Source organism: Solibacillus kalamii (assembly GCF_002174535.1).
Classification (GTDB): Bacteria; Bacillota; Bacilli; order Bacillales_A; family Planococcaceae; genus Solibacillus; species Solibacillus silvestris.
The window spans coordinates 104,172-125,827 of sequence record NZ_NHNT01000012.1; the positions used below are offsets into that span (position 1 = coordinate 104,172).

Consider the following 21,656-nt stretch of genomic DNA (forward strand, 5'->3'; position numbering starts at 1 on the left):
CACTTTGAGCGATTCAAAATGATAAACTTTTTCATAACCATTATTCCATTACCCCATTTTTTTAAGGTAATGGCAAGTAAAATGTAAAGGTTGTTCCTTGCTGTTCGACACTATCAACAGAAATTCTTCCGTTATGTGCTTCCACAATATTTTTCGTAATGGCCAGACCTAAGCCCGTTCCGCCTTTTGAGCGAGTACGTGCTTTATCAGCTTTGTAGAACCGTTCGAATACATATGGCAAATCATCTTGAGGAATGCCTTGCCCTGTATCGCTCACTTGAATTTTTGCGTAATTTTGCTCATTTATCATAGAAACAGTCACGGATCCATCGGCTGGTGTATGGCGAATCGCATTATCAATTAAGTTCGTTAACACTTGCTCGATGCGGTCCTCATCAATCGAAATAAGCGTTTCGTCCGAAAAGTCTGTTTCAATCTGCAGTTGCACATGCTTTTCTTTCGCTGTTTGGTCAAACTTATGTGTCATTCGTTCAATAACTGTAACTAATGGCACTTCTTCCTTATACAGGGTCATATGTCCCGATTCCATCCGCGCCAAGTCAAGTAAATCTGTTACAAGACGACTCATACGCTGTGATTCATCGTATATTACACGGATCATATCTATACGTTCTTCCTCTGTTGTCACAACCCCATCAATAATCGCCTCAGAATAGCCTTGTAGCATCGCGATTGGTGTCCGAAGTTCATGTGAAACATTGGCGATAAAATCCGATTTCAGCTTTTCCAGTTTTGTTTCCTCGGTTTTATCTCGTATAACAGCGACTGCACCACGAATGGAGTCCCTGCTGTACAGCGGACTAATCGTTATACTGTAATAGGATTTGCCCATTTCAAACTCTTCGTCCAGCTGATCTTCAAAATTCAATACATGGTCAAGCATTTGGTAAAGTTCATCAGGTATCGGCTTGGAGCTGTCCAATCCTTTTTCGACGAACCATTTTTGCAGTAGTCGCTCTGCAGGGGGATTGCTCACTAAAATCGTTTTATCACGATTAAATGTAATAACGGAATCGGTCATCGATGTTAAAATACTCGATAATTGTTCTTTTTCCTGGTTGATCACTTCCAAATGATGCTTCAATTGGCGGCCCATCTGGTTAAACGCAACGGCAAGCTGACCAATTTCATCATTTTGCTTCGTTTCAATTTTAGAATCGAAACGTCCCTTCGCCAATTCGAATGCATGCTCTCTCATTTTACGCAATGGAAGCGTTATTTTAGAAGATAGGAAAAATGCAAAAATTGTCGTCAATATAAATGCGATGGCTGCAGCTATAACAACAATTTTCGTTGTTTCATTACTTGTCTGGTGTAACGCATCGGGATTTTTGTATATAAAAACGGCCCCATGTAAGTCTTCAACACTTTTCAGCGGGAAACCCAATACAATATAATTGGTGTCGCTCGCATCTTCTTCCCGATTTGAAGGCAGCTTCAGTTCCTCTACTATCGGCTCTGATGATGCATATACTTCTTCAAATGCTTTACTGCTTATTATTTTTTGCTGAATTTCTTCTTTATTGATTCCTTCTTGTCTTGCATACAATATTTCATCTGAATTTTTCGCGATAAGTACATTTGTTGTTTCCGTTAATAATTCCGAAATAATCGCAAACTGCTTATCATCGATTTCTTCCTCATCGATAATGCTCGCAATAGCTGCGGCTGTTTGCCTTAATGAAGCCTCGGACTGCTCGTTATGATAGTTTTCAAGAAACTCCAACATGAAAATGGTGAAAATAAACAGGACAAATGAAACGAGAAGCAAAATGGTTCCCCATAGCTTCCCGACAATACTTGTTGCTATTCTAATCATTTACGACCTCGAATTTATAGCCTACTCCCCAAACCGTTACAATCATTTTCGCTGCATTTTCAGAGACACGGTTCAGTTTTTCACGCAGACGCTTTACATGTGTATCTACTGTGCGCAGATCACCAAAGAAATCATAATGCCAAACTTCTTTTAATAATTGCTCACGGTCGAAAACTTTATCGGGTGATTTCGCCAAAAAGTACAATAATTCGTATTCTTTCGGTGTTAAATTTACTTCCGTTCCATCTGCTGTCACACGATGTGCATCATGATCAATTGTTAAATGCGGGAACACAACTAGATCTTTAGATGATGAAGAATTTGAAACAGGTGAAAATACTGCTGAACGTCGTAATATTGCTTTTACACGCAATACGACTTCTCGCGGACTAAATGGTTTCACAATATAATCATCCGCACCAAGCTCAAATCCTTGTACACGGTTTGCTTCTTCACCTTTTGCCGTCAACAATATAATAGGCGTTGTTTTCTTTTCGCGCAGTTCAGCACAAACTTCCAAACCATCTTTTTCAGGCATCATAATATCCAACAAAATACAATGATAATCTTTTTCAAGTGCCATCGAAAGTGCTTGTTCTCCATTTTCCGCTTCTTCTACTAAATAGCCCTCACGCTCTAAATACATTTTTAACAAACGACGAATTCGATCCTCGTCATCCACTATCAACACAGAAATATTTTCAGACACTGGTGTTGCCCCTTTCAAAACTCTATTTCTCTTCTCTATTGTACCTTTTTAGTGAACGATTGAAAAGAAAAGCCCAATCATTGTGATTGAACTTTTCGAACTTTATGACTGTTTATTAATTATTTTGTATAGAATTGGAAACTATTATAATTGCTTTAACGATAGGTTAAAAAGCAGTTATTGTCACATTATGCATAAGAGTGTAATCCTGCAATAACAAGATTAACAACGACTAAATTGAATAAAATGATTAGAAAACCAATTACCGTTAGCCAAGCACTCTTTTTTCCTTCCCAGCCTTTTGACAGACGCAGGTGTAAAAATGCTGCATAGAACAGCCATGTAATAAGGGCCCATACTTCTTTCGGATCCCAGCCCCAAAATCGTCCCCATGCTTCCTGTGCCCAGATCATCGCAAAAATAAGCGCGCCTAATGTAAAAATCGGAAAAGCAATTAAAATCGAACGGTAGGCAATTTCGTCCATCAGCGTCGAGTTCACCCGTTTAACTAATGGCTGAAACATTTTCGCTATCTTTCTTCTAAAAATCAGTCGAATGAGTATATAAATAATTGTACCGAACAGAGCAGACCAAAAAACAGTTGTGAGTTTCCGTGCATCGATCAATGCCGGTAACTCAAATAACGGTGTCATACGGTCTTCAGACAACTCCACATACTCATTCATACCGAAAATAGCCGGCATCAAATACGTTGAAGTACTGACCTGATCCAATGTATCAACGTATTCATATTTCGCTTCATAATCCATTGCATTAAATGTAACCGTTGCCGCAACGAATCCTACAACTAATACACAGCAGAACATGACTGCTTCCAGCCAAAAACTTTCTTTTGAGCGCTCGTCCATATTCACATTTCTCAGCAAATAAATAAGTCCGGCTACCGCACTAATCCCAAAAATCGATTGCCCTAACGCTGCAGTTGTAACATGGATCGTCAGCCAATGACTTTGCAGTGACGGTACTAATGGACTTACCTCTGTCGGGAACATAGAGGCATATGCAATAATCAATAATGCAATTGGTAAAGCAACAACCCCTAATGCTGCCACTTTATACGTAAAGTAAATAACGATAAAGGATAGAACGATGAACATACCGAATGCTGTCGTAAATTCAAACATATTACTAACCGGTGCATGTCCTGTATAAATCCAACGTGTAATAAAATAACCTAACTGCGCAACAAAACCGATAATTGTAACAACAAGGGCAATTTTACCGTATTTATCTGCCCGAGCTGCTGCTGTGTCATTTTTTACTTTAATTGCGCCTGCAAATAAAAATGTCCCTACCAAATAACTAATAAATGCCGCATACAGTAAATAACCGCTTAAATCGATTAAACTCATAAGGTTTTACCATCCTTTTCTGTTTCAACATGTTCGTTGTTTTCTATTTCCTGTTGATCTACGTATTGTGGTAAATGAGCATGCTTCGTTAATGCATCTAAATCCTTTTTCATACTAAACCAGTTTTTATTCGTATGTGCTGCCATGCGTATTGTTCCATCAGCCAACTGTTCAATCCATATACGGCGATGATTCCAATAGGAACCGATTACAACACCAATCATAAAGATAATGCCCCCTACAATTAAAATAGGGATTGTCCGGTCATAACGAATCGTTAAACCCGACATATGTCGCGTTTCCACATTCGAAAACTTCATTTTATAAATATTGTCACCTTCTGGCTCCAGTGTTTGCTGGATCGCAACAAAGCTTGTCTCCCCATCTGGTGTTTCAGGGGTAGTCATTTTAAAAATAAATGCCGGATTATTCGGTGTTTGGGTAGCAGTTTGCGGTACACCATCTTCAAAACCTGAAAAGTCCGGATAAAAACCCATTAATTCGACCTGTGCGCCATTTTCAAGCGTATATACTTCCTGCGGGTTCGTTAAATCAATGCTTAATTGACCTAGCGATTGTTCTGTTTCCTTATTGATTAAATCAAAAACCATTGTTTTAATCTCATTTAATCGGAAATCCATCTGATAAAATGCATAGCCCTCATGCTTGAGCGGATGGTTTACCTGAATTCCGTATTGCTTCACTTTTTCCAGGTTTTCCGCCTGTCCTGGTACGCTATTTTCCTGCTGTTTATACAATGTCACGTCTGTCTGGTAATTTTTTGCGACTACATTGACCCCTTGTTTGATCTGCTCGCCCTGCGGAACATTATCGTAAGTCTCCAAAATAAATTTATCATTCTTTAGGAAATACCCGTCCATACCCGGTACAGCACGTGTCTCGCCTTCACGAAGCCACATCGATTCATCAACGTACATGCCCGGGACTAAATGGAGCATGACCCCTATTAAAAAGACAATTAATCCAACATGATTTACATAGGCACCATAGCGCGAAAAACGTCCACGTTCCGCTAAGATGGAATCATCCTCACGTCGAACATTGTATTTCAATGTTTTTAAAGATTGTTCAACGAGCTGAAGCGTTTGATCGGGCGTTTCAGTTGGTTTCCCCTCACCAATAATTCGCTGACGCTTCATAAAGTTTGAATGTCGTTTAACTCGTTGGTTTTTTAAAGATTTATGTAATGGAATACCTCTATCTATACTTGCAATAATAATGGACACGCCTAACATTAATACAAGTAATTGGAACCATAAGGATGAATAAAGATCCGATAAACCTAACGCGTAGTATATTTCACCGAACCATCCATAAACATCCGAATAGTACTTTTCCTTCTCAGCGTCTGTCGCTACGCTTATGTAAAACTCCTGAGGTAGGATTGTACCAATTGATGCTGCTATTAAATTGATAATAATGAGCGTAATTCCGACTTTCACACTTGAGAAAAAATTCCAAACCTTATCAATAATTGACTTGTTATAAGTTTTTGAACGTATGGCTGTCCCTTCGTACCGCATATCTGCAATTTTTTTGCTTTTTTCTTCTGCGGATAATGGAGAACCGCATTTTTGGCAGAGCGTTGTACCTTCAGGATTTTCATGCCCGCATTCACAAAGTAGTTTATTCATTGCGTAAAAACTCCTATTCCGGCTTGATTGACTCCATATATTGCACAATTTCCTTCTCGGTCATTTCTCCAGTAATAATACGGTCTATTGTACCGTCGGGTTTAATGAAAATTGATGTAGGCAGGGGTCCAATATTATAGGCAGTGAAAACACTTTTCGTTTTATCGATCGCAACCGGGAACGTCATCCCCATATTCGCCACATATTTTTTTACTTCAAATTCAGACTGCGCGAAGTTAACGGCAATAATTTGAACATCCTGGCCCTTAAATTCCGCATATTGACGCGTCATTGCAGGGAATTCTCGTTCACATGGCTCACACCATGTACCCCAGAAATTCAGTACGACACCCTTTCCCTCGTAGTCTTTCAATCTATGTTTTTCCCCTTGTAAATCTACTACTTCAAAATCAGGCGCCTGTGCCCCGGCTTGTACAATATTTATTTTATCTTTCGTTACGGCAGCGTAAACTGTATATCCGATTGCGATTGCTAAAATGGTTAAAATGATGCCGCGAGTCACAGAACGTTGTTTCTTTTTTTCCAAATAAAAAACCCCCTTCCACTTCAGCAAGTACTGTTGCCTATTATAGCAAATTATTACAAAATTTAAATTCTTTTCTTTCAGAAGGACTTATGAATATCATAAACAATTAATTGTTATAATCAACTTTACCTGTCTCCGCTAATACACGAAGTAGTTTTACTTCATGTTTAGTCAGCTGACGGTATTCTCCTGGACTAAGACCTGTTAAATCCAAAAATGCAAAGCGCTCGCGTTTTAATTTCACGACAGGTGTACCGATTGCTTCAAACATACGGCGGACTTGGCGATTTCGCCCTTCATGGATCGTAATCTCACAAATTGCTTTACCGGCATTCTCATCAAAGCTAGTCATGCTTACTTTTGCAGGAGCCGTTTTACCGTCCTCCAGCTTAATCCCGCTTTGCAGTTTCATTAAACCTTGCTTTGTAGGAATTCCTTTTACACGCGCAATATACGTTTTGTCGATTTTGAATTTCGGATGCGTCATTAAGTTTGAAAACTCGCCGTCATTCGTTAAAAGCAATAACCCTGTCGTATCATAATCTAAACGCCCTACCGGGAAAATACGCTGATGAACATGCTTTTTAAAAATGTCTGTAACCGTTTTTCGCCCTTTATCATCAGTAACTGCCGAAATATAGGCACGTGGTTTATATAGTAAGAAATACACTTTGTCTTCTTTTTCAAGCTTTACGCCTTCTACTTCAATCGTGTCCGAGTTGGATACTTTTGTTCCAAGCTCTTTTACTACGACTCCATTTACTTTTACTTTACCTTCTACGATTAATTGCTCTGCTTTACGTCGTGATGCAACGCCTGCATAGGCAATCACTTTTTGTAATCTTTCCATAAGTTCACCTCATTGATTGATAAACTGCAAAGACGCATACTTCTTCAGCATTCGCCTTTGCACTTTTCGTTTACTGCTCTGTTAAATTTTAAATATCATTGCTGCAATCCACAATTACGAGCGAAAATAAATCCTTAACGAATAAAAATTATGTCATACTTTCAGAACTTAATCAATTACGCCTTGGCGTAATTGCGTCTGGACTGGGCTTTGAGGCTCACATGATGTGGGTCAGTCAGCTGTTGTCGCATGATGCGGTGCTTTTAAGCTGGCTTCCTTTTTTAGAACTCCTTTTCGAATCCATGACATCCACCGGAGGCTTACCTTCAATCCTGAAGTTAAAAATATTTCACTTTTCGGATTATTTTACTGTAACAAGTTTTGATGATACGAGCATTTCATCTGCATATAAAAGCCAAACCCCTCGATCCGACCCTTTCAGCCGTGAAACTTTAACAATATGCTCAAAATTCGGACGTTCTTTTTTATGAAGCAGCATTTGGAACGGTTCATCTAACTCGATGGCCAATCCATTCGCATTATACTTCCCTTTTTTCACAATCGTTTGTTGCTCAAAATTATTGTCGATAAAATCCGCCAAGTTACGGTGGATATTCCAATCATTTCCTTCGTTAATAGTAACGACAACAAACGATTTTTGTTCCCGTTCAAAGAAAGTTGCCAATGTTCGTCCAGCCACTTTTGTATAGCCTGTTTTTCCTGCAATGGCGCCTATCTTTTCGTGCATAAGTCTGTGTTTATTTCTCCACTGCCTGCCATCCGAAAAATTTTGAGTAGATGCAATTTTTCTAAACTGTGGATTCATCATCGCAATTTGCAGCATTTTTGCCGTATCGTAGGCAGAGGATAGATGGGCTTCATTGTGCAGCCCTGTAGGATTTGTAAAAGTTGTTTCATGCAATTGATAAAGCTCGGCCTTTTCGTTCATAAGCTGAACAAAACCTTCTACAGATCCGCCAACATGCTCTGCCAGCGCAGTAGCGGCATCATTCCCTGATTGCATCATTAAACCATGAAGCAAATAATCAATCGTATATGTCTCGTTTTCCAGTAAATAAATCGATGAGCCTTCCACAAGCGAGGCTTCCTTTGAAATAACCACTTCATCGGTAAGCTCACTATTTTCCAAAACAACTAGGGCAGTCCAGATTTTTGTGAGGCTGGCGATCGGAAGGCGTGCATGTTCATTCACGCCCATTAATGTCCGCCCATTTTCCGCATCGATAACAACATAGCTATTAGACGCCGCCTGAATTTGTGACGAACCACTCAAAAATACGAACATTACAACAATAGAAACAAACCACTTTTTCAACAGGCCACTCCTTTAATTTTGGTTAAATGTTTCCTGGAACTTCGTTAAAAATAAATCTGTCGGCTGATCATCTTCCTGATCGACTTCTTCCGGTAACGGCGGCAATTCTTTAATGTTTTTTAACCCAAAATAATTCAGAAACTCTTTTGTCGTCCCATATAAGATTGCCCGTCCTGTTCCTTCCGCTCTGCCAACTTCCTGTACAAGCGCCCTTGAAACAAGTGTTGCAATCGGACGTTCGCTTTTCACCCCGCGCAGATCTTCCACTTCCGCTCGCGTGATCGGCTGCTTATACGCTATAATTGCCAGAACCTCTAATGAAGCAGCGGTTAATACTTGATTTGTCGGGTTTTCAATTAATTTCTTTAACGTGTCGGTCACTTCCGGTTTTGTTGTTAACTGATATGTACCGGCAAGTTGTTTTAATGTAATCCCCCGCATTTCCTCCTCATTGTAATGAGACAGGAGTTCGCTTAATCCTGCTTCAATATCCATTGGCTCTACTTCTATATATTGTGCCAGTTGTTTAACGGTCATACCTTCATCACCAGCTACGAATAACAGTGCTTCAATTCGGCTCAGTAAGTTGTTCGTATTCATCATTGATCTCCTCCTTTGTCAATAATACGGATAAGTCATCGAAGTTGTTTTGTTGTTCGACAAAAATCACTTGGCGCTTCATTAATTCCAGTAGTGTTAAAAACGTCAAAACAAGCATTGGCTTATCCTCTGCTTCAAACAATTGCGAGAACATCACTCTTCCGCCTGCATTTTTTAAAATGTTTACAACGGAACGCATTTGTTCCTTCACTGAAATTTCCTGTCTTGCGATGCGTGTTGACAACGGTTTTTTCAATTGTTTACGACGCATTAGTTTTTGAAACGCACTTAACATATCGTAAACATTTACATTTTGATCAAAAAGCGCTAATTGCTCTTCAGGCATAAATTCCGACAAGTCCGCTGGCGCTTTCGTGAACACTTGCCCACGTTCTGTTTCCAATTCCTGAAGTTGGACAGCTGCTTCTTTATATTTTTTATATTCGATTAAACGTGCAACAAGCTCTTCCCGTGGATCGACCTCATCAATTTCGAGCTCCTCTGCATCGATTTCATTTTCATTAATCGGAATGAGCATACGGCTTTTAATCGCCAATAATGTTGCGGCCATTACTAAATATTCGCTCGCTTCATTCAGTTCCAATGTTTGCATCGCATGGATGTGATCAATATACTGTTCCGTTAATTCCGCCATTGGAATATCATATATATCAATTTCCAAACGATGAATTAAATGCAATAATAAATCTAGTGGCCCACTAAAGGCGTCTAGTTTCACTTCGTAAGACATAAAATACCACCTATCGTTAATCGGAAATTATCATTAGCATCTAATTCGCGCTATGATTAATTTTACGTTTTGCTAGTTACTTTATTCGTCAAAATTCAACAAAATATAGCAGAACCTATTTAATTAGTATAGAGGAAAGGGGACAACAATGCATCCTTTGTTTCATCCACTATTTATCGATTATTGCGCCTATTTCAATGGCAATAATGACTATTTTGAATGCCACGAAGTTTTAGAAGAATATTGGAAGGAAATTGCACCAAAAGAAAAGCTTCATCCGCTAGTAGGCTATGTCCAGCTTGCGACAGGTATGTACCATTGGCGGCGGTCAAACGTAACTGGCGCTGCACGCATAATAGAGAAAGCCATTCTTAATTTTGAGCTCAATCGCAATAGTGAATTTTTCGAGTTTATTGATTTAAAACAACTGCTCCTGATAATGAAAAATCAGCACCGAAAAATACAGAAAAATGAACCATTTATACATTTCAAACTCCCTATTACAGATCGGCAGCTGCAAGAATTGGTACAGCAAAGAATAAAGACGATTCCTCTTATGGATTCACACTTTATTTTCAATAAACATATGCTTCGGGACCGTACAGAAATACTTGAAGCAAGAGAATTAAAAAAAAGAAGTCGACAGTAAATTAGTCGACTTCTTTTAATATAGGTATACACTTTTGGACAAATGCACTTGTATCTTCATTCGCTTGAATATGCTCATATCCCATATTCCGCAGTTCGTGTAACATTTTTAATGCGACACCTTCCCCGCGATACGATGGGATGACTGTAATATGTTGAACGATTGCAGCATCATTTCCCTCTGCAATTCCTATAGCCCCTACATATTCTTCGCCATCTTTCCATAAGAAGAGTGTCCAATTTTCGTTTTGTTCATATTGTTGAATGGTTTCCATTAAGCGTTTAATATCTTTTTCTTGTGGCATTAACGAAATTAATCCCATTGCAATTTTTTCAAGTGCTTTTTTATATCGAACTAACATTTTACATTCCCTCAATTCTACCATTGCAAATCCTATCAAAAGATTGACTGAAATGCAATAACACAATTTTCCAACGTTCAGTTTGAAAATTTGTAAATTAGCGGACTAATAATGTAGATGAACAAGAGCGACCAAATCACAATTCCAATTAATAGACCGAAACCCCATTTAGCTTGCTTGGATAATTTCAACGACTATTCACCCTTTGTTAATGTTAACGGCAAATCATTTACCACTAAATCTTCATAGCTTTCACGTTTAATTGCTAATTGGTGTTCTCCGTTTTCAACGAATACAACTGCCGGTCTTGGAACACGGTTATAGTTTGATGCCATGGAATAACCGTATGCTCCTGTACAGAACATCGCTAAAATATCCCCGGTATGTGCATTTTGTAAAGACGCATCAATAATTAACTTATCTCCTGACTCACATAGCTTACCTGCAACAGTGTATGTACTTGTTTTGGGGTCATTTGCTTTATTGGCAATAATCGCTTCATATTTCGCATCGTAAAGTGCTGGTCGAATATTATCGCTCATTCCGCCATCGACAGCAATATAGTCACGCACATTTGGTACCGTTTTCTGAGAACCGATTGTGTACAGTGATGTACCTGCATCTCCAACTAAAGAACGGCCTGGCTCAATCCAAATTTCCGGCATCGCTAAATTCAGCTTTTTACTTTCATCCTGAACTGTGCGAATCATATCCGCCACGTATTCATGTGGTTCTAAAGGCTTATCTTCTTCTGTATAACGGATTCCGAAGCCACCGCCAAGATTCAGTACTTGTGCAACAAATCCATGCTGTTCTTTCCATGCACCCATTTTTTGCATTACTTTGCCCGCTGCCAAACTAAAGCCTTCTGTTTCAAAAATTTGAGAGCCGATGTGGCAATGTAAACCTAATAGTTCGATATGTTCATCGTTTACTACTTGCTTAAATGCCTCATCAGCTTGTCCATTATTTAAGTCAAAGCCAAATTTAGAATCAGCTTGACCTGTAGTAATAAAATCATGTGTATGTGCTTCAACACCTGGTGTCACACGTAATAAAATTTTCATTTTTTGATTTTTCTGCTGTGCGATTTCTTTAATTAACGAAATTTCGTAAAAGTTATCGACTACAATACAACCGATCCCCGTTTCAAACGCCAATTCAAGTTCAGCAATCGATTTATTATTGCCATGGAAATGAATGCGATCTGCCGGGAAACCAGCTTTAATCGCTGTATAGAGTTCTCCTCCCGATACAACATCCAGCGACAGGTTTTCCTGCGCAGCCAATTGATATGCAGCAACACAGGCGAATGCTTTTGAAGCATAGGCAACTTGTGCTTTTACACCTAATTGCTCAAATGTATCGATGAAGCCGCGTGAACGTTTACGAATCAGTGCTGTATCATAAACGAATAACGGTGTTCCGTATTGTTTTGCTAACTCAATTGTATCTACCCCGCCAATTGTTAAATGACCGAGTTCATTAATTTGCTGTGTTCCATATAAATGCATCGTATTCTCCCCTGACTTTAGCTAATCCTCGCTAATATTCTCAAAAATCACAAAATATTATATGAGAACTTTAACATAGGTGTCAAAGTGATGCAATTCATGTTTATACACGTTTTCGCTTTTTTGCGTTCACTATAAATGGTCTTGGAGCATCCTCCGACATCGGTGTCCGAATAATGACACGGGCGAACGCCTTTGGGAAAAACGGAACAAGAGGCCATAAATACGGAACATTCATCGGCTTTAATGAGCATAAGTACGTAAAAATCAGGAATCCGCCAATAAAGAATCCATTGATACCAAATAACGCCGTCGCACTTAATAACATCAAACGGAATACCTTCACCGAAATACTCAATTCGTAGTTCGGAATAGCAAACGTAAAAATTGCGGTGATTGCTGTATACAATACAATTTCACTCGAAAATAATCCAACGTCAATTGCAATTTGTCCGATGATAATACCGGCGATTAAACCCATTGCAGTCGATAACGGTGTCGGTGTATGAATCGCAGCGATCCGCAAATATTCAATTCCGATATCGGCAATCAATATTTGCAGAAATATAGGAATTTCACCTTTTTCATTTATCCCGATAAACGCCAACTTATCGGGGAGTAGTTCCGGATGTGTAACGAGTAAATACCAGAAAGGAAGTAATAGAAAGCTTAAAATGACCGCTCCAAAACGAAGGAACCTCATCATCGTCCCGACTAGCGGTGCCTGTCGGTATTCTTCCGCATGCTGAAGCAAATGGAACATTGTTACAGGGACGAGCATGACGGAAGGTGATGTATCGACCATAATTGCAATATGTCCTTCTAAAATATGCGCGGCTACAATATCGGGCCGCTCCGTATAACGCACAAAAGGCAACGGGTGATATTTCTGTTTAAACAGCCATTCCTCCAGCGATTTGTCGCTCATCGTTAACCCATCATGCCTAATTTGCTGAAGTCGTTCAACAAGCCAGCTAAGATGCTTATCATTGACTAAATCACTCATATAGGAAAGAACGACATCTGTTTGACTATAGGTCGTTACATGGTGCATTTGAAATCGCAGCTTTTCACTTCGAATTCGTCGACGAACTAATGCCGTGTTCAAAATAATATTTTCGGCAAAACCATCGCGTGAACCACGAATAACCTTTTCATTATCCGGCTCTTCCGGATTCCGACCCGGATAATTCCGGAATTCCGCCAAATAACAATAACCACTCTTCGTTACAAAGCCTACCCGGCCACTTAATACTCCGAGCATAAAGTCATCAATCGATTTCGCTAAATCTACCCCATAGTAGTTGAAGTGGGCGTGAAAATAGTCCTGTTCATCCAGAATTTCTTCTTCCTCATTGTCACGCTGTAATTCCGAAAGAATTTCCGTCAAACTGTCTCCATTTACGAGCCCGCTCACATATACCGTTAATGTCGGCAAATTTTTGATCATAATTTCTTTAATACATAAATCAAAATTTTTATCTGGTTCAAATTGTGAATTAAAAAATCCTTCTGCAATTTTCATTGATGTAAAAAGCTGATTTGTCATTTTTTCACCGCTTATTCATTTTTAGTCTAATACACCATGGAGTAATTGCGGGTCACTTAACTTATCTGCTTAATGTAGACTGATCCATCCATGATTTCAACTGGGCTAGTATTTTCTTTTCCAATCGTGATACTTGTACTTGTGAAATACCGAGACGATCGGCAATTTCCGTTTGCGTTAAATCCAGGTAATAGCGGAAATAAATGATCGACTGTTCCCGTTTCCCAAGTCTCTTCAACATGTCTTTCAATGGAACATAATCAAATGCAAGCTCAGACTTATCGTCCCGCATCTGATCCATTAACGTTATGGAATCTCCATCATTTTCAAATAGCTGATCATGCAAACTCGCCGGATCACGCATCGCATCAGTTGCCAATAAAATATCCTCTTGTGACACTTGCAATATTTCAGCCAACTGTGCAACAGATGGAGGTTTTTCATTCGTTTTTAAATAGTCATCTGTCGCATGGCGAATTTTATAATTCAACTCTCGGATAGAACGACTAACCTTTACCATACCGTCATCTCTTAAAAAACGTTGAATCTCCCCAATAATCATTGGCACTGCATATGTGGAAAATTTCACTTCATAGGACAAGTCGAATTTATCAACCGATTTCATTAAGCCAATACAGCCAATTTGAAACAAATCTTCCAGTTCAACACCCCTTGATGCAAAGCGTTGAACGATAGACCAAACAAGTCTAGTATTTCCTTCAATCATCGTTTTTCTCGCAACTTGATCGCCTTGTTGTGATTTTGCGATTAGTTCACGCATATAAGCTTGCGTTAATAACGTTTCAGATGACTGCTCGATGTTCCCCATCCCCTTATTTCGTTATGTCACGAGTGTCCCTATTGGCAAAATTTGTTTTGTGAATGTTACGACTGTACCTTTTCCTAGTACGGATTCTACTTGCAGGAAATCCGAAAAACTTTCCATAATTGTAAAGCCCATTCCGGAACGTTCGAGATCCGGCTTTGTTGTAAATAATGGCTCACGTGCCTGTTCAATATCTTCAATTCCGCAACCTTCATCTTTAATTGTCACACTTACTTCCGAACCGTAACGAACCGCATAAACCGTAATAATGCCATGCGGATTATCGGCATAACCATGGATGATGGCATTCGATACAGCTTCTGATACGATTGTTTTACATTCCGATAGCTCTTCAATTGTCGGATCGAGTTGTGCCATAAAGCTTGTAACGGCAATACGTGCCAACCCTTCATTTTCACTGCGCGCCAAAAAAGTTAGCGTCATTTCGTTATCCATTGACAATCCCCCTCGCTGTGTGAAATAACTTGCTGTTCAGATGCAAATTGTATAAGATTTCCTAAACCGGAATACTGGAATATTTTCTGCATCGTTTTTGACGGATTTAACAAAATTGTTTGTCCATCGACAGCTCGGAGTTCTCGCATTCTCCCAAGCACTAAACCAATTCCGGAACTGTCCATAAAATGCAAATGCTCTAAATTCCAAACGAGTAATTTTACATTTCCTTGTAAAATAGCTTTCGATATATGTGTTCTCACTTTTTCTGTTTCATGATGATCCAGTTCGCCAAATAGTTGGACAATCAATACATCATTTGGATACATCGTTAAATTAAAGTTCACCTACATCGCCTCCTTCTTGCATGCAAATTCGGCAAGTTCAGAAATTATCCTATCTAACTGACAAAACTAGTGCTCATTCGTTAAAAGTAGTGCTCCTGCGACAACTAAATTCAGTATAGGTAGCGCTGTCTATTTTTAATCAATCCAAACATGAAAAAAGAGACTGAACAGAAAGTTTTTAGCTTTCCATTCAGTCTCTTATTATTTGTGCTTTTTCATTATTTTATACACGCTATATTGTTGCTTCGGTCAATTTCTTCTGTACAAGCAATTCCTGTTCTGGCAGGGGCACGCCATTTGACAGCAACCGGCATTCTTCTAACACATAGTGAGTGCATCCAATACATTTATTTAGCTGGATATACTGGAATGCCGCTGAAATCGCCTCATTTGTCGTATGATAAAAATGTTCTTCTTCCATTAAATCATACAATCCGCTTCGTTTAAGCATTTGCTCTAATCCCGGCTGAACATTTGTTAAGAAAACAATACCGCCAGATGCCTTTATATTTTGAAGGATATTGCGGAAATATTCTTCCCCTGTCGAATCGATATACGGTACTTTTCGCATACGGAGGATAAATACTTTCGGATTTTCCTGTATCGTCTTCAGCATCGTATGTTCAAACTTTTCGGCAGCGCCAAAGAATAGAGGACCTTCTATTGTATATATACTGATTTGTGGACAATCATGTAAATCCGCTACGAAATGAGGCTGCACCTTTCCATTGTCGTTCTTCAAGTTCGGCAGCACTTTGGAAACAGTAAGGCTATCGCTCATACTTTTCGCAAAAAGAATCACCGCCAAAATAAGTCCGGCCATTACGGCAACCGTTAAACTCATAAATACTGTCAATAAAAAGGTAATACATAGTACAAGCGAATCACCGGATTTTAGTTTCAATATGTGTACGAAATGGTGTCGTTCGCTCATATTCCAGGCGACCATCATGAGGACAGGCGCTAAACTCGCAAGTGGAATATGTACCGCTAATGGTGCGAGCAACAATAGTGTGATTAAAACGAAGATACCATGGATTACCCCTGACAATGGCGACACGGCACCGGATTTAATATTCGTAGCTGTTCGGGCAATCGCCCCAGTAGCAGGTATCCCTCCAAAAAACGGTGTAACGATATTGGCAACCCCCTGCCCGATCAGTTCCCGGTTACTGTTATGTTTGCTGTTCGTCATGCCATCTGCAACAACCGCCGATAACAAAGATTCAATACCGCCGAGCATCGCAATGACAAATGCTGGTCCGATAAGCATGTAAATACGTTCAAATGTAATTTCCGGTATGTGGAATTGTGGCAGTGTATTCGGTATTGCACCATACGTGGAGCCAATTGTTGCAACATGCCCCTGTAAAAAAAGAACCGTCACAACGGATGACACAATAATTCCTATAAGAGCACCCGGTACTTTCGGTAAAACTTTCGGTGCCATAAGTATCAATGCAAAACTAATAATTCCAACAAGTAAACTATAAAAATTAACGGTATCAATATTGGAAACGATTTCATAAACGTTCATATGGAACTTCTCATGCTGCTCCATATTCGTTAATCCTAAAAAATTTCCGATTTGTCCAGTAAAAATAATGACGGCAATTCCGGCAGTAAAACCGACAGTAACCGGCCTCGGGATAAATTTAATCAGTGACCCCAACTTAAACATTCCCATCAGCAGCAGCATAATCCCTGCCATCAAACCTGCGATGAGCAAGTTTTCATACCCGTAAACGAGTACAACCCCTAGCAAAATCGGAACGAACGCACCTGTCGGACCGCCAATTTGAAATTTTGAACCCCCTAGTAAGGAAATTAAAATCCCTGCGATAATTGCTGTGTAAATTCCGTATTCCGGTTTGACCCCAGAAGCTATAGCAAAACTCATCGCTAACGGTACAGCAATAATCCCGACAATCGTCCCAGATAACAGATCCTTTTTGAAATGGGCGAATGAATAGCCTTCAAACCTTCCAGACCACTTAACTCTCATAGTATCCCTTCTTCTTATAAATATTCATAAAGCAGAATTTTTATTACCTTAAGCAGTAATACAACTCTTAGTTTAACATATTTGTAGAATATTTAAAGGACAAAAAAGTCTTCCGCAATCCATCCCGGACTGTGAAAGACTCAAAATTTTTGTTATTTTGTAATAATTGCTTCGATTAATTTTGGAGCTTCGACTTTTTCTGCAGAAATGAATATATGTGCATAAATCTTTTCCAATACTGCGTCGACATTTTCTGTATTAGCATGAATTGTCATAAGCGATTCGCCTTCTTTGACTTCATCGCCTACTTTTTTATGAAGGACAAGTCCTACCGCTAAGTCAATTTCAGATTCTTTCGTAGCTCGACCTGCGCCAAGAAGCATTGCAGCTGTTCCGATATCATCCGCTTCAATTTTTGAAATATAGCCCGCCTGTTTCGCCGGTACATCAAATTTGAATTTAGCCTGAGGTAAACGAGATGGGTCATCAACGACTGAAGCATCCCCACCTTGAGCAGCGATGAATTTTTTCAGTACTTCCAATGCAGCTCCGCTTGCAACAACTTCTTCCAACATTTTTCGAGCTTCTTCGATTGTTTTTGCTTTTCCGCCAACAACAACCATTTGAGAGCCTAATGTATAGCAAAGTTCATTTAAATCAGCTGGACCTTTACCTTTTAATGTATCGATTGCTTCCTGAACTTCAAGGGCATTTCCGATTGCATATCCTAAAGGTTGACTCATATCTGAAATAATCGCCATTGTTTTACGACCTACGCTGTTTCCGATTTTCACCATCGCTTCAGCCAATTTAATTGAATCTTCAACTGTTTTCATAAATGCGCCGTCACCAGTTTTAACATCGAGGACAATCGCATCTGCACCTGCAGCAATTTTTTTCGACATGATCGAACCGGCAATTAGCGGAATGCTTGAAACTGTTCCTGTAACGTCACGTAGCGCATAAAGCTTTTTATCTGCTGGTGTTAAGTTGCCTGATTGACCAATAACAGCCATTCCGATATCATTTACCTGTTTTGAAAACTCTTCACTTGATAACTCAACGTGGAAACCTTCAATCGCCTCAAGCTTATCGATCGTACCGCCTGTATGACCTAAACCGCGACCACTCATTTTTGCTACCGGAACACCGACAGCTGCTACCATTGCAGTTAATGGCAATGTCGTTGTATCGCCAACTCCGCCTGTTGAATGCTTGTCTACTTTTACACCAGCAATTGAAGAAAGGTCAATTTGATCACCAGACTCAACCATTGCCATTGTTAAATCCGCGCGTTCGCGATCTGTCATATCCTGAAAGTAAATAGCCATACATAACGCACTTGCCTGATAATCAGGAATCGTGCCATCAGTATATCCTTCTACAAAGAAGCGAATTTCAGCGGTTGTCAACTCTTCGCCGTTACGTTTTTTTTCAATAATATCTACCATTCTCATGTGGAAAATCCTCCTTATTTCAGCTCTGCTAAAAAGCTTTTTCCGAACTGCGGTGCCGCAATATTAAAATTATCTGCAATTGTTGCTGCAATATCCGCAAATGTTTCACGTAACTCTAATTCTGACCCTGCTGTAAAGCGCGGTGAGTAAACAATTAATGGTACGTATTCACGTGTATGGTCTGTACCAGGGAATGTCGGGTCGTTCCCGTGATCTGCCGTAATAATCAGTAAATCATCTGCTGACAAAGCATCCAGAACTTCCGGTAAACGACGGTCAAATTCTTCCAATGCTTGACCATAGCCAATTGGATCACGTCGGTGTCCAAAATTCGCATCGAAGTCCACTAGGTTCAAGAAGCTAATGCCATGGAAATCACGACGAACAACTTCCGCCATTTTGTCCATACCGTCCGTGTTGTCTTTCGTACGGATCGCTTCTGTTACCCCGTCACCATTAAAGATGTCCGAGATTTTACCGATTGCAATGACATCAAGATTCGAGTCCTTCATTTCAGCCATTGTTGTGCGTCCAAATGGCGTTAATGCATAGTCATGACGGTTTGATGTACGCGTAAAATTGCCTGGTTGGCCAACGAACGGACGGGCAATGACACGACCTACTAAAAATTCAGCGTCCAACGTTAGTTCACGTGCAATTTCACAAATTTTATAAAGTTCTTCTACTGGAATAATTTCTTCATGTGCTGCAATTTGCATAACCGGGTCTGCCGATGTATACACAATGATTGCACCTGTTTCCATATGTTCCGGACCGTAATCGTCAATGACAGCGGTTCCACTGTACGGTAAATTACAAAGCACTTTGCGGCCAGTTGCAGCTTCCAACTTAGAAATCAGTTCTTCAGGAAAGCCTTCAGGATATACTTTAAACGGCGTATCGATGTTAAGCCCCATAATCTCCCAGTGACCCGTCATTGTATCTTTACCAACAGATGCTTCTTGCATCATGCCGTAAAATGCAGCCGGTTCTTCAGTTTTATTAATCCCTTTAAGTTCACGAATATTCGATAAACCCAATTTCTCCATATTCGGCATATTTAAGCCATTCATTTTTTCCGCGATATGTCCTAATGTATTTGAGCCAGCATCGCCAAATTTATCGGCATCCGGTGCTTCACCGATACCAACAGAGTCCATTACAATTACATGTATTTTTTTAAACGGTTGCATAATGCTTTCAACTCCTCTTCTTTCATTCTATTTTACATAAAACGTCTAAATAAAGTAAAGGTCAGACATCCGATTTCAGAAAGAATTATTTTTAATAGAAAAAAGTAAGCTTCCCATTAGTCTTACGCGTTTATGCCGTTTTTAAGCACGCGGATGGAATTGTTTATATACTTCCGATAAACGAGTTTTGCTTACATGTGTATAAATCTGTGTCGTCGATATATCTGCGTGTCCTAAAAGCTCCTGTACTGCACGTAGATCTGCCCCGTTTTCAATCAGATGTGTCGCAAAGGAATGACGCAGAACATGCGGTGTAATCTCTTTGGAAATACCTGCTGTAGCTGCATGCTCTTTAATGATCTTCCAGCAGCCTTGTCTTGTGAATCTTTTCCCTCTCTGTGTAATGAAAAACGCATCATTTTTTAATGCATCACCTAAAAGCTGAGGCCGCGCCTGTTCCAAATAATTGATACATGCCTGAATCGCACTTCGACCGAGTGGAATAATCCGTTCTTTACCGCCTTTACCAAACACACGGACAAAGCCCATCGTCAAATGAACATCCTCCAAGTTCAGGTCAATCAGTTCGCTTATACGCATACCGGAACCATACATCATTTCCAAAATCGCTATATCCCGCGTGCCCTGTGGTTTTTCAACTGACGGTGCTGTCAAAAGTGCATCAATTTCTTCTATTGATAATACTTTTGGTAAGGACAGTTCTTTTTTAGGCATTTCCAAATGAACGGTAGGATCTTGATTTGTCACCTTTTCCCTCAATAAAAACTGATGAAAGGAACGAATCGATGAAATTTGTCTTGAAATCGTCTTCGATGACTTCCCTACAGAACGTAAGCTGTCCAAATAAAGCAAAATATGTTCGCGCATAACGTTATCAAATTCCATAATCTGCTGTTCATAATGGATGTGACGGGCATATGCGACTAAATCACGCTTATAGGATTGTAGTGTATTATCAGAAAGCTGCCGTTCCACTTTAATAAAATGTAGATAATCTTCTATTGAATCTTTTAAAGCTTGCATAAAAATCGCCCCTCTTGCATTCTATACATCTATATTACCATTTTCGTACAATTGAAGTGACGTTTTATCCTTCGATGATCCATTTTTTCAACAAAACACACTGTTCATATGTAATAGCTTCCATTTACAAAATGTACTATTTGCGGTATTCTTGAAAGTAAAACGTGACAGATAGAGGTGATAATTTGGGATCGACAAACTAAAAATCGGAGAGCTTGCTGCAGCAACAGGTGTAACAAAACGAACTATTGATTATTATACGAATTTGGGCCTTCTAAAAGTTGAACGTTCGGCATCCAATTATCGCTATTATGATAAAGAGATGATTGAGCGTATACACTGGATTGAAGAGCAGAAGAAGCTTGGCAAGTGCCTTGAAGAGATTCACAGCTTACTTGGCCCTTCCAAAGAAGAACCCGAAGAAATTGATATTCAGGATATTCGATTGCAAATGCGTAAGCTTGAACATGATGTAACGGTATTAATGGAGCATTTAGATGACAAAGAGCGGCAGAAGCTTCGAAAAAAAGTGTCGCCTGAAAGTGTTGCACTCATGCAATCACTATTATTAATTTTAAATAACTAGGAGGTGAA

Annotated in this window: 21 protein-coding genes; 2 read left to right on the top strand and 19 right to left on the bottom strand. The window is 39.6% G+C overall.

What is annotated here, in order from left to right; all coding sequences use genetic code 11:
* Window positions 1–61: 61 nt before the first annotated feature.
* The 9 genes from CBM15_RS15755 to CBM15_RS15795 all read right to left on the bottom strand — a co-directional run bounded on the left by CBM15_RS15755 (window position 62) and on the right by CBM15_RS15795 (window position 9,661).
* Entirely contained in the window at window positions 62–1,840 is a 1,779-nt protein-coding gene (locus CBM15_RS15755) for an ATP-binding protein (protein ID WP_014824341.1), read from the bottom strand.
* On the bottom strand, window positions 1,833–2,549 hold the full coding sequence (locus CBM15_RS15760; RefSeq protein WP_014824342.1) for a response regulator transcription factor: 717 nt from the start codon (window positions 2,547–2,549) through the stop codon (window positions 1,833–1,835). The genes CBM15_RS15755 and CBM15_RS15760 overlap by 8 nt, the downstream gene beginning before the upstream one ends.
* A 188-nt stretch (window positions 2,550–2,737) precedes the next feature.
* Window positions 2,738–3,922 (bottom strand): c-type cytochrome biogenesis protein CcsB, encoded by a 1,185-nt coding sequence (ccsB, locus tag CBM15_RS15765; RefSeq protein ID WP_087618239.1) that lies wholly within the window; start codon window positions 3,920–3,922, stop codon window positions 2,738–2,740.
* A complete protein-coding gene (locus CBM15_RS15770) occupies window positions 3,919–5,577 on the bottom strand; it encodes a cytochrome c biogenesis ResB family protein (protein ID WP_087618240.1) in 1,659 nt (552 codons plus the stop codon). The genes ccsB and CBM15_RS15770 overlap by 4 nt, the downstream gene beginning before the upstream one ends.
* A gap of 13 nt (window positions 5,578–5,590) precedes the next feature.
* Window positions 5,591–6,124 (bottom strand): thiol-disulfide oxidoreductase ResA, encoded by a 534-nt coding sequence (gene resA / locus CBM15_RS15775; RefSeq protein WP_008408103.1) that lies wholly within the window; start codon window positions 6,122–6,124, stop codon window positions 5,591–5,593.
* A 106-nt stretch (window positions 6,125–6,230) separates the two neighbouring features.
* Window positions 6,231–6,974, bottom strand: coding sequence for a pseudouridine synthase (locus tag CBM15_RS15780; protein WP_008408102.1), 744 nt, complete (start codon window positions 6,972–6,974; stop codon window positions 6,231–6,233).
* A 361-nt stretch (window positions 6,975–7,335) separates the two neighbouring features.
* Window positions 7,336–8,310 carry a D-alanyl-D-alanine carboxypeptidase family protein gene (locus CBM15_RS15785; protein WP_087618241.1) on the bottom strand — a complete coding sequence of 325 codons (975 nt, stop codon included), beginning with the start codon at window positions 8,308–8,310 and terminating at the stop codon, window positions 7,336–7,338.
* A 12-nt stretch (window positions 8,311–8,322) separates the two neighbouring features.
* Window positions 8,323–8,913: an SMC-Scp complex subunit ScpB gene (scpB, locus tag CBM15_RS15790; protein ID WP_014824346.1), complete on the bottom strand. Its 591-nt coding sequence runs from the start codon at window positions 8,911–8,913 to the stop codon at window positions 8,323–8,325.
* The gene (locus tag CBM15_RS15795) at window positions 8,879–9,661 is read right to left on the bottom strand and encodes a segregation/condensation protein A (RefSeq protein ID WP_014824347.1); all 783 of its coding nucleotides are present in this window, start codon (window positions 9,659–9,661) and stop codon (window positions 8,879–8,881) included. Before CBM15_RS15795 ends, scpB begins: the two co-directional genes overlap by 35 nt.
* A 148-nt stretch (window positions 9,662–9,809) precedes the next feature.
* Between CBM15_RS15795 and CBM15_RS15800 the strand changes: the two genes are divergently transcribed.
* Complete coding sequence (locus CBM15_RS15800; protein ID WP_087618242.1) at window positions 9,810–10,310, top strand: DUF309 domain-containing protein; 501 nt, start codon at window positions 9,810–9,812, stop codon at window positions 10,308–10,310.
* Window position 10,311: 1 nt separating this feature from the next.
* Here CBM15_RS15800 and CBM15_RS15805 read toward each other — a convergent pair whose 3' ends face one another.
* From CBM15_RS15805 to xerD, 10 genes are all read right to left on the bottom strand, one after another.
* Window positions 10,312–10,671 carry a GNAT family N-acetyltransferase gene (locus tag CBM15_RS15805; protein WP_087618243.1) on the bottom strand — a complete coding sequence of 120 codons (360 nt, stop codon included), beginning with the start codon at window positions 10,669–10,671 and terminating at the stop codon, window positions 10,312–10,314.
* Window positions 10,672–10,865: 194 nt separating this feature from the next.
* Window positions 10,866–12,185 carry a diaminopimelate decarboxylase gene (lysA, locus tag CBM15_RS15810; protein WP_014824349.1) on the bottom strand — a complete coding sequence of 440 codons (1,320 nt, stop codon included), beginning with the start codon at window positions 12,183–12,185 and terminating at the stop codon, window positions 10,866–10,868.
* A 103-nt stretch (window positions 12,186–12,288) separates the two neighbouring features.
* A complete protein-coding gene (locus tag CBM15_RS15815) occupies window positions 12,289–13,734 on the bottom strand; it encodes a spore germination protein (RefSeq protein WP_087618244.1) in 1,446 nt (481 codons plus the stop codon).
* Window positions 13,735–13,795: 61 nt separating this feature from the next.
* The gene (locus tag CBM15_RS15820; protein ID WP_008408085.1) at window positions 13,796–14,563 is read right to left on the bottom strand and encodes a SigF/SigG family RNA polymerase sporulation sigma factor; all 768 of its coding nucleotides are present in this window, start codon (window positions 14,561–14,563) and stop codon (window positions 13,796–13,798) included.
* A gap of 12 nt (window positions 14,564–14,575) precedes the next feature.
* Window positions 14,576–15,016 (bottom strand): anti-sigma F factor, encoded by a 441-nt coding sequence (gene spoIIAB / locus CBM15_RS15825; protein WP_008408084.1) that lies wholly within the window; start codon window positions 15,014–15,016, stop codon window positions 14,576–14,578.
* Entirely contained in the window at window positions 15,001–15,363 is a 363-nt protein-coding gene (gene spoIIAA / locus CBM15_RS15830; RefSeq protein WP_008408083.1) for an anti-sigma F factor antagonist, read from the bottom strand. The genes spoIIAB and spoIIAA overlap by 16 nt, the downstream gene beginning before the upstream one ends.
* Window positions 15,364–15,595: 232 nt before the next feature.
* Window positions 15,596–17,368 (bottom strand): SulP family inorganic anion transporter, encoded by a 1,773-nt coding sequence (locus tag CBM15_RS15835; RefSeq protein ID WP_087618245.1) that lies wholly within the window; start codon window positions 17,366–17,368, stop codon window positions 15,596–15,598.
* 152 nt (window positions 17,369–17,520) lie between these two features.
* Window positions 17,521–18,825 (bottom strand): pyrimidine-nucleoside phosphorylase, encoded by a 1,305-nt coding sequence (locus tag CBM15_RS15840; protein ID WP_087618246.1) that lies wholly within the window; start codon window positions 18,823–18,825, stop codon window positions 17,521–17,523.
* A gap of 14 nt (window positions 18,826–18,839) precedes the next feature.
* Entirely contained in the window at window positions 18,840–20,018 is a 1,179-nt protein-coding gene (gene deoB / locus CBM15_RS15845; RefSeq protein ID WP_087618247.1) for a phosphopentomutase, read from the bottom strand.
* Between the two features lie 141 nt (window positions 20,019–20,159).
* Window positions 20,160–21,062 carry a site-specific tyrosine recombinase XerD gene (gene xerD, locus CBM15_RS15850; RefSeq protein ID WP_014824352.1) on the bottom strand — a complete coding sequence of 301 codons (903 nt, stop codon included), beginning with the start codon at window positions 21,060–21,062 and terminating at the stop codon, window positions 20,160–20,162.
* Between the two features lie 247 nt (window positions 21,063–21,309).
* Between xerD and CBM15_RS15855 the strand changes: the two genes are divergently transcribed.
* Window positions 21,310–21,648 carry a MerR family transcriptional regulator gene (locus CBM15_RS15855; RefSeq protein WP_039967398.1) on the top strand — a complete coding sequence of 113 codons (339 nt, stop codon included), beginning with the start codon at window positions 21,310–21,312 and terminating at the stop codon, window positions 21,646–21,648.
* Window positions 21,649–21,656 lie beyond the last annotated feature (8 nt).